This window comes from Blautia massiliensis (ex Durand et al. 2017), assembly GCF_051861785.1.
GTDB lineage: Bacteria > Bacillota > Clostridia > Lachnospirales > Lachnospiraceae > Blautia_A > Blautia_A luti_A.
Genome location: NZ_CP146725.1, coordinates 23,715 through 40,127, shown reverse-complemented (window position 1 = coordinate 40,127; position 16,413 = coordinate 23,715). Strand labels below are relative to the sequence as shown.

Genomic DNA, 16,413 nt, shown 5'->3' with positions numbered 1-16,413 from the left:
TTATTTTTCCACCTTTCCTGAGTAAGCTGCAATGCCACCGATATTATTTACTTTAGAATATCCCATTCGTTGCAGTATCCCAGTTGCCTGGCGGCTTCGTGAACCGGAATAACAGTATACAAACAGTGGGATATCCTTATTCTTCGCTACAGAAGCAATATTGTCAAGTTGCTGCAACGGCACATTTTTACTTTCTGGTATATGTCCTTCCTGATGTTCCTGCGGTGTACGTACATCCAGCAGAACTGCATCATCAGTCCTTTTATATTCTTCTATGCCTTGATTAATATTCGACTGTTTAAAGAGATCAAAAAATCCCATTAGCACACCTCCCTAAAGCATTTCTAAAATCGCATTCTTAGGTCTCGCCCCTGAAACCTGCTGTACAATCTTCCCATTCTTCATAACCACTAAAGTCGGAATGCTCATAATACTGAACTTATTTGCCAGTTCAGGCTCTTCATCTACATTAATCTTTCCAACTTTAATATCTCTACGCTCACTTGCAATCTCCTCTACAATAGGTACTACCATGCGGCAAGGTGCACACCAAGATGCCCAAAAATCTAAAAGAACGGGTTTATCGGAATTCAGTACTTCGTTCTGAAAATTATTTTTATTGATATTAATAGCAGACATTTTACAGTCCTCCTTATCTTTTTCTTTTTGTAGATTTATTATAGTCTTAATTTCATTTATTTTCCGTGATTACATCACCATACCTCATTAACTTAACTTCTTGCCATACCATCTACACTTAATATAACACCTGTAATGTAACTCGCCTCATCTGAAGCAAGAAACACAAACGCATTGGCAATATCTTCTGGCTGTCCAAGACGACGCAATGGAATTCTTTCAATCATAGGTTCGATAACTTCCTTTGGCACGGCCTTCATCATATCAGTTTCTGTAATCCCAGGTGCAACAGCATTAACACGAATACCTTTAGGTCCTAGTTCTCTTGCTAATGATACAGTCAATCCGTTTACTGCAAACTTCGATGCCGGATAAGCAAACCCACTTGGCTGTCCCGAAATACTCACCATGGAAGAAGTTGAGAGAATAACCCCCTTGCCTCTTGCCACCATACATTCTGCTGCTACACGAGTAGTATTAAATACTCCTTTTACATTTAGATCCATGACTTTATCAAAAGTCTCCTCTGTATAATCCATAAATGAGGTGTTTTCTGAAATCCCTGCATTATTTACCAGTATGTCGACACATCCATATTTTTCAGTTGCCTCTTTAAAAGCCTTTCTGACAGACTCCATGCTCGCCAGATTTGGACTAATTCCAGCAACTATTGCATTGGGATATTTTTCTTTTAATTTATCTACAGCAACATCTGCCGATTCCTGTGAACTTGCTGCCAACACAACTGAAGCACCTTCCTTCAAGAATTTATCAGCTGTAGCAAATCCTATACCACGGCTTCCACCCGTAATGATTGCAACTTTATCTTTTAATCTCATTTAGACTACCTCCTTACTTAGTTTCTAACTACATTATAAGCAAAAGGTAGATTATTTTCTGTGATATCATCACAAAATATCGCAATAAAAAACCCTGTTGCTCACGCACCAGGGTTTTGGTTTATCCATCCGTATTTAACACAAGATTAGGCTCTATTCAACTTCTGAAAACTGATCTTTTCCAACATTACATAATGGGCATTCAAAATCTTCCGGAACATCCTCCCACTTTGTTCCTGGTGCAATACCACCTTCAGGATAACCTTCCTCTTCATCATATTCCCATCCGCAAACGTCACATACATATTTCATTAGTTTGTTCCTCCCTATATAGTCAAGTCTTTTTTCCTTGAAAATCAAGGATTTTTTAGTGTTTCATCAATAAATATCTCAGAAGAAGGAGCCATAGGAATGGACATTTCTCTGTATCTGGTACGAAAATAGTGGATTTTGGGTGCACGAAGTAAAACGTCTTCTTATTTCGTTTTACATGGCCTTGTGTGTACCCATCCATCTACGGCAGCGAACCTCCCATGTCTACCAGGATCATCAGTCTATGCCGAGTCCTAACTTCTCTCGTCCCGCCTGTCCATAACCAGGGTGTCAGCTCAGCTCCTTTACAGGGTCATGCCCTCTGGAATATATTCCTGCCGACTACTGGCTCATTCTTTGTTTGTTGTATTACTGACTTCTTTCCTGTAACAGCACCTTCCGGTGGACGTTTTCCTGTTACATTCCATTTACTTCTTAATTACAGCTATCATGGCTGGTCTCAGCCTTCCACTTCCCTCTCTGAAGGGCTCAGACCGGCCATGATACACTGTTTCTTTCTCTTTATGCCGCTGGCTGTATTTCTGGTCTTACGATGTCATTCAGCATCTTCTGACCATCATAATCCACACCTTTGGTTAGTATCGTATAAAATATCCGGATCAGCTTACATGCCACCGTTATCACTGACTGCATCTTTTTCAGTGGATTTTTCTCCCTTGTCCGGTAATAACTATGGATCTCTTTAAACTCCTTGTTTTTTCCGATCACGGATATCGCAGCTTCATATAATGCATATCTCAAACGCTTTCTTCCTCTGTGACTGATCCGGCTTTCTCCGTTGTGTTTCCCAGAGCTGTCCGCAACAATCGCATAACCGGCAAGCTTCTGCACCTGTTTCGGATTATCAAAACGTCCAATGTCTCCTACTTCTGCAATAAAGCAGCTCACCGTCTTTATCCCTATCCCATTGATCTCCATCAGCTTATCTATATAGGGAATTTCAGAAAGCGTTTTCTCTATCTCTTCCATAAGTTCATCCATCCGTTTCTTATATCCTTCGTAATCTTCCAGCAGGTTTCGGATCTCTTTTCTGGCACTTCTTGGTGCTTCCGTATTTCCAATGCTGTGCTCCGCTGCTGTTACCAGGGTCGTTGCCCTCTTAATCCCAGCGCCTTTCAGCCTTGCATCTCTCCATATTTTGTTTACACCTTCCACTCCAAGTTCCCTGATATCACAGGGCAGCGGTGCCTGTTTGATTACCATCAGTCCGCTTACTGCATCCGGATTCCTGTAAACGTTTTTGATCTCCGGAAAATAAATGCTGAACCAGCGGGCCATCCTGTTTTTGATCCTTGTGATTTCTTCCTGTGTCTGAATTCGAAGGTTAGACAGATTTCTGATCTCTGCATAGATCCCGGTTGGAATATATGGATATGAGAATCTTCCTTCATTTACCAGACTTGCAATTGTTTTTGGATCTTTACGGTCATTTTTACTTGGATTATTGTCATCCAGCTCTTTGGATTTCTTGACATGATGCGGATTCACATGTACCGGCTTCATTCCCTGTTCCTGCAGGTACGCTCCAAGGTTCAGCCAGTAGTGACCTGTTGGCTCCATTCCTGGAATAATAACTTCCATTCCATGTTTCTCTGCTATATCGTTCATCCATTTTTTGAATGCTGCAAATCCAGTTTCATCGTTACTGAAAGCAAACGGTTTCTTTGAGTACTCATAATTGCGCCAGTTAAAAGCCCTTGCATAATGGGTTTCACTTCCCACATCAATACCAATGATTAAAGTTTTTTCCGTAATAGATGCAATTTTTGCATTCTGTGTGTTATAATTCATTTCAAGTACCTCACTGTTTAATAAGATTTTTACTAACCGTGCAAAGTCAGTAATCTTATTTTACTCTGAGGTATTTTTTTCTCAACCTTCTTTCTCGGAATTCCCTATATTTGAATTATACAAGAAGCTCCTTTTCCAAGGATTGCCGCTGGAAATATCGTGTTCAGGATCCAAGTCCTATTTAATACTTGATTCTTTACCTTTTCTCTTACCGGAATCGGAAGAAATGAAGCAAAATAACATAATGCCTCTTCTTTATCAAGATCTTCCAGTTGGCGGAACAGTTCTTTTACAATGCCGCTGGCATCCTGTTTATCACTCCATACCATCATCTCCGAAAGGGAAGCTTCTTCTATCTGTGCTATTTCCTGCAACAGTGCCTTTCTTTCTTCTTCCGTACCCTGTATGGTCTTTAACAACTGAATAACCTCTTTCAAATAGTGAATCTTTCTCATTAAATTTCCTTTGGAAGAGGCCCCGGCATATTCAGCCTCCATCCGGACAGCCTGAATCTTACGTCTTCGTATCGCAATCAGTTTAGGTTCAGTAATACACTTTTTCTTCTGCCAGTTATTTTTTCTGCAATAGAGTTCTTCCAACAGATCACAAAACTTACCAATGAGCGGTGCATCGCAGCTATTGTCATCGTAGGTTTTCAAGATATTTTCCACATAAGGGATCAGATATCTTGTATCCACTTTTTCCTCCATGGCAGTTTTTATCAAATATCCAATTTTTGCATGGCTGCTGTTATCATACTCTTCTAATACTTTTATCAGCAGATTCTTTCGCACCTCTTCATTGATTTCCTTGCTTCGGATTTTTTTAGAGATAAACAAGATCCGGTTTATAGCCATGATATGATCTGCAAATGCACCGGTGTTCTTCAGGTGTTCGCAATAAGCCGTTTCTGCTATTTTAGCATTTGAGAAATCATTTTCCACAACCCATAAAAAATCCGATATCTTTGCCTTGTTGATCGGTGCGATGGGATAGCTTCGGATTTCCTCCAGCAATGCCTGATACTCTTCTCTATTTATATCTTTCCGATTCCAAATGCTGCGGGCATAGGAAAATGGTACGTCTTTAGGCGTATCGATCCATCGTTTCACAATAATATCTACCAGAAGATTCCTGAATTCCCCATCCATCGGTCCGCAGAAATCTGTCAGTGATTTCTCTGCCGTTTGAAAATTAGGTTCTTTTAAAATCTCTGCGATCCGTTCTGCCATTTTTTCTGCCATACATATTCCTCCAACCTTTTTCTATAGGAAAAGTATAACGTATTTTTCTTTTTCCTGTAAAGCAGAAAGACCTGAAATTCCAGGTCTTTCGGTCATCATTGATTAGAAATTGAAATTCACACTCTATTTTACATCCTTGGAACCCATAGAAGCCGCCCATCCAGCCTGAATCCTTTGTATTACGCTTCCATCCCGTGCATCGATTGTAAGGAGTGGAACACCTGCATCATCCATCGTCACGTCTCCTATGACCGGTCCATCCTCCCCATTTCCGTACTCATACTCTGGCTCTTTGGATGTCCAGGTTCCATAAAAATCCCACACCGGGATCAGGACTGCTTCGGTATCGCTGCCTTCACTGTCTGGCATGCACATATAACCCAGCTGTACCTTTGTTATGGTTATCTCCGCACTCTGTGCATCAATGGACGGATAACGGTAGTGGCTTCCTCCATCGACAGAGATCAGACGATTCTTGTCTTCTGTCATGACCTGCAAAGTGATCGTTTTTTCAAAGATATCCTTGACCTCATCAAAAGGAAGTAGGAACAGCCTTTCATCGGAAGCATTCGATGCTTCTATGGGATTTCGGTGCAGAAAACTCTGAAGTGTCCCACTGCAAAAGTCCATCGTCAGTACTTCATTTTCCCATCCTTCAGACTGTCCTTCATGAAGTGTTCCATCTTCGTTTTCCCATTCAAGAGCCTGCTCATTAACAGGCAGAGAGGTTTCCCTCACATAATTAACCGGAACCCCGTCTATCATCCGTTCAAAAATGAAATCATCTTTTTCCAAGGTAGTGCTTCCTTCAGTAAGTGCTTTTGAGGAACTTTCAAATATCTCCCAGTTTCCGGACACAAGACCTGAAACCTTCTCCTTTGCTTCCTTTTCAGATACTTTCCCGCTTCCTGCCTTTATATAATTTTGAAAGCGTTCTTCCCTTTCTTTTTTCTCACTCGATTCCAGGGTCATGTCTCCACAATCGTCAAAGATAAACTTCGCTATCCCAAATCCCAGTTCCTCCACATCCGATACCTGCTCACTCTGTGTATAAGAATACCGATAGGTCAGTCCATCTACTTTATATGTCCCCGCCTGTTCGTTCTCATTCTTCTCTTCCTGCATGGGCTGTCCTTTTCCGAATGTGTCTTTTATTTTATTCTGTTCTTCTTCAGGAATCGCCACCCTTTTTACTTTTTTTAAACAGATTGCATCTACATCCGGCACTTTTACCGGTGCATCCGCTGTCAGGGTAAAATTCATCGGAGTTTCTTTATCCTCCCGGTCCGCTGATCTTAGATCTGCCTGGATCGTTGTCTGGTATGTTTCCGGTGCCTGTACCTGTTCGGCAACGGTTTTCTGAACTGTCTCCTTTTTCTCTTCTTTTTTCTGTTCTGTCTGATCCTTTTCTTCCACAACAGCAGACTGGACAATACGGTCACATCCGGATAATGTCAAAAGATTCATACACAGAACGGCTCCCATAAACATTTTTATTTTCTTCATCCTTTTTCCATCCTTTCCTGTCGGTATTAAAAAAGGTACCCTCTTCTTATGAGAAAAGAGTACCATATTGCTTCGCCGATGTATTCATCAAGATGTAAACAAATTGTAAATCAGAAGATGGCTCTTACCGTGGTCCCCTCTCTCTGTCTGCTTTCGATTTTCAAGCATCCGCCATGGATTTCAGCCACCTTCACACAGAGTGCCAGCCCAAGTCCGGATCCGCCTTCTTTTCGGCTTCGTGATTTGTCCACCATATAGAATGCATCTGTAATCTTTCCCAGTTCTTCCTCCGGGATCCCCATTCCGGTATCCGACACCTCAAAGATCTTTTTTCCAGCTTTCTCATAAGCCTTTACCCAAATGCTTCCACCGGCATCCGTAGCCTTTAGGGCATTGTCGATCAGGTTTATCAGAAGGCTTTCCATCAAGGCCGGATCCATTTTCATGGAAAAGGCTTCACATTCCATCTTGAGGTGCACCGCTTTCTTTTCTGCCTGTTCTTTTTCCATGTCTATGACATGGTTTAAAAGGTCACCTGCCATGGTCATTTCCATCTGTATGGCATGGTTCTGATAAAGCCCCAGCATCTGCAGCATCTTCCCAGAAAGAGCCTCCAGGCGTTTTCCCTCCCGGTTGATATGTTCCAGTGCCCGGTCTTTCTGTTCATCTTTCAGCTTTACATGGCGCAGGGTATCCGAATACCCGATAATGGACGTTAACGGGGTACGCATTTCATGGGAAAGTGCCCCCATGAGCAGCTCCTGTTTCTCTGCCACTTCCTGTAGCTTCTCCATCTGTTCCACAGTTCTTCGCATCATCATATAAATAAAAAGGCCGGCGATCAGGAACACAGCCAGATAAATTCCCAAAAACCAGACAGCGGTCTGTCTCAGCTCTGCAAAAAGCCCTGTGACTTCCCGGACAGAGAGGACTTCGTATCCTTCCGGTCTGGATAATGGTTCCATCTGGAGAAGGAGGTATTTCTGTCCCAGTTTCTGTATCTTGTAGGCATACGGATCTCCTTCATCCTTTAAGCCTAAATTTTCGAGCCCCACCACTTTATAATCTGTCAGGTTTTCAATGACGGCATTGCTTTTTCGGTCGATCAGGGCCATGCCTTCCCCACAACATCGCTGGAACTGAAAGCCCATATAGGCCTTCTTTCCAGTCTCGGACATCTGCTCATATTTGCTGTTATCCCAAAATTGTTCCAGGAGTATCTTGCCATTTTCCAGCTGTCTTCCGTAGGTCTCTGCAGCATTATTGAGGCTTCGTTTTCCTGTGATATAAAGACTTAGCGTTCCCACTGGGATCAGGGCACATAATAGCGTTACCAGCATAAGAAGTACCGTTCGTTTCCACAGCTTCATCCTTATTCCTCCAGACGGTATCCAAGTTTCGGGATCGTCCTGATCTCATCATAAAGTTCCAGCTTTTTTCTGAGCTGTCCGATATGGACATCCACCGTCCTGCTTTCTCCCAGGTAGTCTTCTCCCCAGACCCGTTTTAACAGTTCTTCCCTTCCAAGCGCAATATTCTTATTTTGCAGGAGCAGCACAAAGAGGTCATATTCCATTGGCTTTAGGCTTACTGGAAGCCCGTCTTTGTAGACCTGATGGCTTTGCATGTCCACCAGGATGTTCCGGACCGTTAAGACTTTCTTGGCCCGTCCCGTCCTCTCCAGTACCTTCTCAATGCGTACCAGAAGTTCCAGCATCTCAAAAGGTTTTACCATATAATCTTCCGCACCCAGCTTTAATCCCTTCACCTTGGAAGCCACATCATCCTTTGCAGTCAGGTAGAGCACCGGAAGCTCCTTCTTTTTAAAATCCTCCATCAATGCAAACCCGTCCTTTCCCGGCAGCATGATATCCACTACTGCCAGGTCCGCATCCTCCTGCCATAAGAGCAGCCTCTGGGCTTCTTCCCCATCATACGCTGCCACAGTCTCATACCCTGCTGCCTCCAGGTTCATGCACAGCAATTCTGAAATTGCACGGTCATCTTCTATCACCAAAATTTTATTTTTCATTCCCGTTGCCACCTTTAACGCTTTTCTATAGTATAGTTTCTTATATCCCAAGTCTACATTGCATTTGTTCTTACCTTCTCATCATTTATACGTATCAGGGCACGATAATGTGACCAGCTCAATTCAGGACACAGTGTGTCTCGAATTAGAAAAGTACAATAAAACTGAAATTATAGATTTTTGTCTCTTTTCTTTTTTGCCATTACGAATCCAAAAATTAAAATCAAGTTCATAACCAGTACAACTATGCTACCTTTATAGTGGTTCAGTTGTCAAGACAAAAATTTAAGCTTTTTATAATGAACTGATATATGTAACTGGGTAGGGGAGAAAATCCCCTCTTAGGCTGCATGATCATCCAGTAACAGGATTGGATAATAGCAGGATGCCGGTGTCTGATTATTGAGTGCAGAATGACAACGTTCAAAGTTGTAAGTGTGCACATAGTTACTGATTGCCTTCCGTGCTTCTCTGATATTGTTATATTGGGTTAGATATGCTTCCTCGTACTGAAGCTCCGGAACCATCGTTCGATCATGATATTGTCAGCCCAGCGGCTTTTACCATCCATGCTTTGACGGATCTGGTTTTCTTTGAGAAAGTTCATGTACTCATTGCTTGTAAACTGACAGCCCTGGTCCGAATTCAGGATAACAGGTTTTGCTACCATAAACGCCTTTTTTAACGCAGTTATGACCATTCTGGTATCCAGAGTATCATCGATTTCCCAACCAACGATACAGCGGCTGTACCAGTCGATCACAACGGTCAGATACAGGAATCCATGCTTGATGGGGATGTATCTGGAAGATGGTCATCTCCGCATAGACAACAACAGTGCAGAACGTGCATTGAAAAACTTTGCAGTAGGACGCCGCAACTGGCTGTTTGCCAAAAGTGTACGGGGAGCAGATGTCAGTGCCCTTGTTTACAGCATTACAGAAACGGCACTTCTGAACCATCTGAACCCATACACATATCTGACCTATATATTGGATGAACTCAGAAAAATGGGAGCTTTTCCTAAAGAGGAAGAATTAAAGAAACTGCTTCCATGGTCAGAGGATCTTCCGGAATACTGCCGTACTAAACTAAAAAAATAATACTAAGCCATCTGATAGAGAATCTGGCAGACAGCCAGGAACAGTATCAAATGGCTTTTATAAAATGTCAATATACGAATGATTACCTACTTACGGAATATGCGCGAAATCTCTGTTGGAAACCACAAACTACAATGTTACAGAAATTTCCAATCTGGTTGGATATGAAAATCCATTATATTTCAGCCGCTTCTTCCGGAAACACGGAAACAGTTTGGCGCTTCGCCGTCACAGTTTCGGAAACAACTGTAGCAGAACGCAAAAAAACTATAGTTCGTAAAAATTCTGTTTTTCTAATGATAATCTTTTTTACACATTAAAAGTCAAAAATGCTTAATAAAAACAGCGATTTTTGTAGCAAAAATCGCTGTTTCCGTTTTGAGAACATCATTAACTTTTAATTTTTAACCTTTTACTGCACCTGCCATTACCCCTCCGATAATACGTTTCTGCATTACAAAATACAAAACAAGAATTGGTATCATTGCAAGCACAAAAGCAGCAAATGCCATATTTAGCTTAATGCTATATTGTCCAAAGAAAAAATACTGAGTCAATGGAATTGTTCTAACCTCTGGTTTTTGTGCGATAATTAATGGGATTTGAAAATCATTCCATACTGACAGCGAATTTAAAATCAATGTTGAAGATACAATTGGTTTCATCAAAGGAAAAACAATCTTCCAGAATGTATAAAGCTTGCTTCCTCCATCAATGTAAGCAGCTTCTTCCATTTCAAGCGGAATATTTCTGATAAATCCCACGTACACAAATATATTATATGCAAGTTGAAAACCACAAATTGTCAGAATCATACCAATGCGTGTATTTAGAAGTCCAGTGTCTTTCAACTGTATGTATAATGGAAGCATCACAACCTGAAATGGTAAAATCATGGCTGCTAAAAAGACATAATAAAAGGATTGAAAAAATTTTGATTTCATGTTTCGTGCTATGGCATAAGCTGCCATACTGCATACAACCATCAAGAGGACAACACTGATTACTGTAATAATCAAACTATTTTTAGCTGCTGTCCAAAAATTCGATACTTCTATTGCTTCGGTAAAATTTTCCCAGTATATCTGCTTTGGAAAGGCAAGTCCTGTTTTCATTGTTTCCTCTGGAGATTTTAAAGCATATGCAAATGCGATATAAAAAGGCATAATGAAGATAGTCACAAGGCAGATTTTCAAAATTAGTGCTACTCCGTTAGCAACATGTTTTTTCATTTTCATCACATATCAATCTCCCTTCTTCTTAACAACGTGGATACTATCCCTGAAATAATGAAAATAAACACCATCATAAGAATCGCAGCTGCTTGTCCATATCCAGCTCTATTATATGGGAATGTATAGTTATATACATACATAGCAAATGTCTCTGAAGTTCTACCTGGTCCTCCGTTCGTTGCTGCCATAACATAGTCAAACACTTTCAATCCCCAGCCCAAAAACAGTGTCACGTTTACAGTAAACGCCGGAGCCAGCAATGGTAATGTGATACTAGAAAACATTTTCCAATGGTTTGCACCATCTATTTTGGCAGCTTCATAATATGTATCTGGTATTGCCTGCAATCCAGCGAGATAAATCAGCATTGAATAGCCTATATCTCTCCAGAATGCCATAATGCAGATGCCCCACATAACCGTATTTTTATTTCCTAATAAACTTTTTATTCCAAAAATCCCGTAAAACACATCGCTATAAATATATTTCCATATAAATCCTGTTAAAACTAAGCTTAAAACAAATGGCATAAAAACGCAGGTTCTGAATATCCGGTTGCTTCTTTTATTTTTCCGAAAAGCAAAAGCTACTCCAAGTCCTGCAACGTTATCAATAATCACCGTAACAATTGTGAAAAACAAAGAATTCTGAATCGGTCCCTTGATACTTGGATCTTTTAAGATTTTAAAAAAATTTTTAAGTCCCACAAAATTATATGTAGTTGAAAAGCCATCCCAGTCAGTGAGAGAAATCCTTACCCCTTTTATAAAAGGATAAACAACAATAAAGCAGAACAATATTAATGCAGGAACCATAAACAAAAAATTGGTTATTTGATTTTTCGCTTTTAGCTTCATATCTTATCCATACCTCCAAATTGCTACATCCGGTATATGTTTTAAGATTACATATACCGGATGTATTAATTGTATCTTATTGAATAGCAGCTATTTCTTCATCCAACTGTGCAATCATGGCATCAACATCGCAGTCTGTTTCTGCCGCAAGTTCTTCTTGCCATTTGCGAAATGTTTCATCATACTGTCCGGAAAAAATCTCTTCTGCCTCATAATTGTAAACATTTCCATTTTCTTCGATATTAATAAAATCCTGTACAATTGGAGACAATTGTGTTTTATCTATATTTGTGGTACATGGTATATCAGAACCTTTTTCATTAACAATTGCTGCTCCCTCAGGAGTTGTTAAAAATTCAATAAATTTCTTTGCTTCTTCTATATTCTCGGATTGAGCAGTTACCATATATCTTCCATCAGGTGCAAGACCGAGAACTGGCTGATCATCATCTGTGTTTGGTGTTGCAAAAAATCCTATCTGGTCATCTACTCCTGCTTCTGCAAATTCAGAAATTTCCCAGTTTCCGCTGATTAACATTGCGGCTTCTCCAGTAATCAACATATTTCTGGCACGTGAAGCATCTGTACCAAAGTCATCACCGCCTTCAAATGATAATCTGTCTACGGTTCTCTGCACACATTTTCTAAAATCAGGATAATCGGAAAACTTCTTGTTTCCGTCCATAATATCCTTAAACATTTTGGGATTCTGCTGTAACGTGTATCCATACAGATCACTCTGCAAATCGCACTGTGCCATCCAACTTTCTTGAAAACCATGAGCAAAAGGAACAATCCCTGCATTCTGAAGTTTTTCAGCAATGTTCATTAGTTCTTTGTGCGATTTAGGAATCTCAATATTGTTATCCTCAAATACCTTTTTATTATAAAAGATTCCCATTCCTCCTTGATTCAACGGAACCGCATATACTTCCCCGTCCACTTTCATTGATTCTAGCCATTTACTATCTATGCTTTTTATAAATTCTTCATCTGTAAGAGGTTCAATATGTCCTGCGCGAATCAAGTCTATGTACATCTTAGGTCTACCCATAATCAAATCCGGAGCATCCCCTCCTGCCAATTTTGTTTTTAACATAGTATCATATGAACTAAAATCAATTCCTTGTTCTTCGACTTTTATTCCCTTATTTGCACTTTCGAATCCCGCTATTAAGTCTGAAAGCACCTTGCGTCCGGCTTCTTCACCTGTATGGTGAAATAGAGTTATTGTTTTTTCCTCACTGTCAGCCTTTACTTCTTTAGCGCTTACATTACTTGTGGTTATTGCTGCAATTGTTGCTACACACATTGCAAAACATATGATTGTCTTTCTTTTCATTGAGTGTATCCTCCCTTTTTCTTGATGAACACATTATATCAGACGTTTTTTCAATATTATATTCGACTACTTTTACAAAACATTAGCTTTTTTTACCTCTTTTATACTCACTTGGTGATATTCCTTCAAATCGCTTAAACACCTGATAAAAATATGCATACTCTGCGTATCCTACTTTTTCTCCTACTTCTGCAACACGTATCCCCTCATTTAATAATTGTTTTGCTTTCTCTAATCTTACTTGCGTAAGTATATCAACAAAATTGCTGCCTGTTTCCTTTTTTAGTAACCTGCTCAAATAGGATGGATTCATATTTAAATAATCTGCTAAAGAACCTAATGTAACGTTTTCTTTATAATTATTCCGTATAAATTCCATGGCATGTATGATTGTTGGATTCTTTTTCAATGCATTTCTATTATTCTCCGTTTGTATTTCAGATGAAATTTCACTTAAATACTTCCGTCCTTCTTCAACGCCCTGAATTTTATTGATGCTTTCCAATATTTGATCAATGCTATAAGCACTATTAATTTCAGGTAGCTTTTTTTCATAATATTTATAAAGCGAAATACATGTTTCGCTAAGCAAACATTTAATTTTGAATATATCTCTTTCTGAAATATTTAAAATATCATTGATAACTCTTTCAACTTCTATATAAAGATTTTCCTGGTCAGAAGTTTCAAGTAATTGATAAAAAGCATCCATGTCTTTAATAATTTGTTTAGACTCGCTTTTTCTCAATACAGGCTGACTTATTATAATAGAATCTGTATCGCCTAAAAATATAGCACGATTTAAACACTCTTTTGTTTGCTCGTAATTACAAATAATCTCCTTTATATCTGTCGTAAGACTGCTAATACAGAATTTCACTTTAATAGAATTGCTATATTTTTCTTTTATGTAATCTTGTATGTGATATAAAATTTTCTTTATATGAACCCTATAGTTTCTAGAACTCCAGGATTTTTCTATTCCTATTACGGAAACAATATCTTCCCTGATTAACAGATTCACATTTTTTTGAAAAAAAAATTGTTCAAAACATGCATTTATTATCCCGTTAATTTCCATTACTATTCTACTGTCATGAGACTGGGGTCTTCCTACAACTATCCCATAGTTTAGATTTTTTGAAAATCCATTCTCCAAAAGTTGCTCATCTAATTCATGAAGATTACCTGATAACAATATATTTTTAATAATATTATTTTTTGAAAGTCTTAGATTTTTCTTTTCTTTTTCTCTAAATACAGCATTCTCTTCTTGTAATTTTTTTCTATATTGATCTTTTTTATTTTTCGCAGAAAGGATTTCTGTTAATTTTAGCAATACTTCTTCCATTTTTTTATTGTCAATGGGTTTTAAAAGCAATTCATTTACACCAAGGCTAATTGCTCTTTTAGCATATTCAAATTCTTGATATCCGGTTATCATAATAATCAATATATCAGGGTACTGCATTTTTATTTTTTCACTCAATTTTAAGCCATCAATTTCTGGCATTTTTATATCAGTAATAACTATTTCTGGTTGTAATTGTCCAATCAGATTCCATGCTTCATTTCCATTTTCAGCACATTGTATAACTGTACACTGATATTTTTTCCAATTTATCGTTTCTCGCAGTGACTCGCAAATTAAGGGATTATCATCTGCAATCAAAACCTTATATCTCATTTAGATCTTCTCCTTTAAATACAATTGGCATTTTTAGAGTTACGATTGTTCCCGATATGTTTCCACGTCTAATCTTAATTCCATATTTTTCTCCATATAATATTTTAAGCCGCTTATGAACAGCCTCCAACCCAACCCTGGTATGTTTGTTCTCTCGATTTTCATCAACAATATTCCCTTTGATCCATTCTTCTGAAATACCTATACCATTGTCTTCAATTGTTATTTCCATATCCTTGCCAGAACATCTTGCTTCAATGCAAATATATCCATAACCAGCTCTAGGCTCTATTCCATGAACAATTGAATTTTCGACCAACGGTTGTAAAATTAATTTTGGCACAATTGTATCCATGAGAATAGGATCCAGATCAAAATCAAGATGTATTCTTCCTCCAAATGACATATTTTGAAGAATAATATAATGTCTAACATTCATTATTTCTTCTCTTAACATTACATATCTTCCACGGTTGCTGATAGTTTCCCTTAAATAATTTCCAAGAAGATTAATACTGTCAGCAACAATATCATCATGATTCAATTTTGCAAGGCTATTGATACTTTCCAAAGTGTTATATAAAAAATGCGGATTCAATTTTGATTGAAGAGCATCATATTCAAATTGTAAGGCTTTTAGTTGTGCATTCTTTCTCTGTGTTGTTTCTTTGGCGACATTATCCATCAGTTCCTCTATTTTTATAACCATTTGATCAAAAGCATTTATTACGGAACCTATCTCATCTTGAGTAACGACTGTATTTTTTGGTGAAAAATCACCTTTTTTAACATCCGCGATTCTTGCCGATAATATTTTAAGACTAGATTCTACTTCCTTATAAAGCCATAATGCTAGTAATATAGATAATATGATTGCCACAACAATCACATACCAAGTTGATATAAGCATTTTCCCTGCTTTATTCGAAATGTTTTTTGTATCAATGAGATTTATAATACATATCCCACTTTTTTCAAGTATTTTATACGTAACCAAATATTCTTTGTCTTTATAAAAAACTCCTTGTTCTTGTACATCCATATGGTTAATACTTTTAACAATTTTTCCTATGTTTTGCTCTGATTCTACCAATACCTGCTGATTACAATTTAATACAAGAATATCATTTTCTTCTGTTGTTATATCGTTATAAATATTTTGAAAAAAGTCTATGTTCAATCCAATAGTTAAAACCCCGACGGGTAGCATAGTATTTTTATCGAATACTAATCTACTGCAAAACACCAATTTATTATTGTATGGAGTCCAATATGCCTTTCCACACATTTCCTTGGCCTTTTTAATATCTGTTAAATCTTCCTGGACATATTTATTTGCTCGTTTTGGAAAGTTAGCATATTTATAATGATTTCCATGATCATCCATCACCAAAACTACTTCTACATATTTATTATAGTTCATAATATTTGTGCTAAAAGACTGTATTCGTTTCTGAGCCTCCAATCTTCGTTCATTATATATAGGATTCAACGCTTTATAGATATCCGACTCAAAAGACTCTTTCACAACAAACTCATTAAATTGTTTAATTCTCACATCCAAATTCTGTCCAAGTTGCAAAATTATTTTTTTTGACGAATCAATATATCCTTCTGACAGCATTCTTTTTGATATAAAATAATTGGAAATTCCAAGTAAAATAAACATAATCAATATAATAGTAAAATTTACAAGCAAAATTTTTTTCAAAATAGAAATGTTGTTAAATATCTTTAAACGCTTACCCATTTCTTATTCTCCCCCAAATACGTTTTCAAAGAAAAAAGGCAGCAAAAAATTCCTT

Annotated in this window: 17 protein-coding genes; 1 reads left to right on the top strand and 16 read right to left on the bottom strand. The window is 38.2% G+C overall.

Annotated elements, in window-relative coordinates:
* From V9W66_RS00255 to V9W66_RS00205, 11 genes are all read right to left on the bottom strand, one after another.
* The gene (locus tag V9W66_RS00255) at positions 1-321 is read right to left on the bottom strand and encodes a rhodanese-like domain-containing protein (RefSeq protein ID WP_144093608.1); all 321 of its coding nucleotides are present in this window, start codon (positions 319-321) and stop codon (positions 1-3) included.
* A gap of 12 nt (positions 322-333) precedes the next feature.
* Positions 334-639 carry a thioredoxin gene (gene trxA / locus V9W66_RS00250; protein WP_005421612.1) on the bottom strand — a complete coding sequence of 102 codons (306 nt, stop codon included), beginning with the start codon at positions 637-639 and terminating at the stop codon, positions 334-336.
* Between the two features lie 92 nt (positions 640-731).
* Complete coding sequence (locus V9W66_RS00245) at positions 732-1,478, bottom strand: SDR family NAD(P)-dependent oxidoreductase (protein WP_005421611.1); 747 nt, start codon at positions 1,476-1,478, stop codon at positions 732-734.
* 153 nt (positions 1,479-1,631) lie between these two features.
* Complete coding sequence (locus V9W66_RS00240) at positions 1,632-1,790, bottom strand: rubredoxin (protein ID WP_005339874.1); 159 nt, start codon at positions 1,788-1,790, stop codon at positions 1,632-1,634.
* A gap of 522 nt (positions 1,791-2,312) precedes the next feature.
* The gene (locus tag V9W66_RS00235) at positions 2,313-3,602 is read right to left on the bottom strand and encodes an IS110 family transposase (RefSeq protein ID WP_144093630.1); all 1,290 of its coding nucleotides are present in this window, start codon (positions 3,600-3,602) and stop codon (positions 2,313-2,315) included.
* A gap of 104 nt (positions 3,603-3,706) precedes the next feature.
* Positions 3,707-4,846: a hypothetical protein gene (locus tag V9W66_RS00230; protein WP_144100566.1), complete on the bottom strand. Its 1,140-nt coding sequence runs from the start codon at positions 4,844-4,846 to the stop codon at positions 3,707-3,709.
* A 123-nt stretch (positions 4,847-4,969) separates the two neighbouring features.
* A complete protein-coding gene (locus tag V9W66_RS00225) occupies positions 4,970-6,352 on the bottom strand; it encodes a DUF6034 family protein (protein ID WP_144094032.1) in 1,383 nt (460 codons plus the stop codon).
* Positions 6,353-6,462: 110 nt separating this feature from the next.
* Positions 6,463-7,722 (bottom strand): sensor histidine kinase, encoded by a 1,260-nt coding sequence (locus V9W66_RS00220; RefSeq protein ID WP_144094031.1) that lies wholly within the window; start codon positions 7,720-7,722, stop codon positions 6,463-6,465.
* Positions 7,723-7,724: 2 nt separating this feature from the next.
* Positions 7,725-8,384, bottom strand: a complete 660-nt coding sequence (locus V9W66_RS00215) for a response regulator transcription factor (protein ID WP_118039749.1) — start codon at positions 8,382-8,384, stop codon at positions 7,725-7,727.
* Between the two features lie 341 nt (positions 8,385-8,725).
* On the bottom strand, positions 8,726-8,911 hold the full coding sequence (locus V9W66_RS00210) for an integrase core domain-containing protein (RefSeq protein WP_243121702.1): 186 nt from the start codon (positions 8,909-8,911) through the stop codon (positions 8,726-8,728).
* Positions 8,875-9,147, bottom strand: a complete 273-nt coding sequence (locus tag V9W66_RS00205; RefSeq protein WP_243121701.1) for a DDE-type integrase/transposase/recombinase — start codon at positions 9,145-9,147, stop codon at positions 8,875-8,877. The genes V9W66_RS00210 and V9W66_RS00205 overlap by 37 nt, the downstream gene beginning before the upstream one ends.
* A gap of 28 nt (positions 9,148-9,175) precedes the next feature.
* On the opposite strand from V9W66_RS00205, the gene V9W66_RS00200 reads away from it, so the two are divergent.
* Positions 9,176-9,487 (top strand): IS66 family transposase, encoded by a 312-nt coding sequence (locus tag V9W66_RS00200; RefSeq protein WP_420313829.1) that lies wholly within the window; start codon positions 9,176-9,178, stop codon positions 9,485-9,487.
* 404 nt (positions 9,488-9,891) lie between these two features.
* Here the strand turns inward: V9W66_RS00200 and V9W66_RS00195 are convergent, their stop codons facing one another.
* The 5 genes from V9W66_RS00195 to V9W66_RS00175 all read right to left on the bottom strand — a co-directional run bounded on the left by V9W66_RS00195 (position 9,892) and on the right by V9W66_RS00175 (position 16,358).
* On the bottom strand, positions 9,892-10,725 hold the full coding sequence (locus tag V9W66_RS00195) for a carbohydrate ABC transporter permease (protein WP_243125578.1): 834 nt from the start codon (positions 10,723-10,725) through the stop codon (positions 9,892-9,894).
* Positions 10,725-11,579 (bottom strand): carbohydrate ABC transporter permease, encoded by an 855-nt coding sequence (locus tag V9W66_RS00190; protein WP_144094030.1) that lies wholly within the window; start codon positions 11,577-11,579, stop codon positions 10,725-10,727. Before V9W66_RS00190 ends, V9W66_RS00195 begins: the two co-directional genes overlap by 1 nt.
* Positions 11,580-11,655: 76 nt before the next feature.
* Positions 11,656-12,921: an ABC transporter substrate-binding protein gene (locus V9W66_RS00185; protein WP_144094029.1), complete on the bottom strand. Its 1,266-nt coding sequence runs from the start codon at positions 12,919-12,921 to the stop codon at positions 11,656-11,658.
* An 82-nt stretch (positions 12,922-13,003) separates the two neighbouring features.
* On the bottom strand, positions 13,004-14,608 hold the full coding sequence (locus V9W66_RS00180; protein WP_144094028.1) for a response regulator transcription factor: 1,605 nt from the start codon (positions 14,606-14,608) through the stop codon (positions 13,004-13,006).
* Positions 14,598-16,358, bottom strand: coding sequence for a sensor histidine kinase (locus tag V9W66_RS00175; RefSeq protein ID WP_144094027.1), 1,761 nt, complete (start codon positions 16,356-16,358; stop codon positions 14,598-14,600). The genes V9W66_RS00180 and V9W66_RS00175 overlap by 11 nt, the downstream gene beginning before the upstream one ends.
* Between the last annotated feature and the right edge of the window lie 55 nt (positions 16,359-16,413).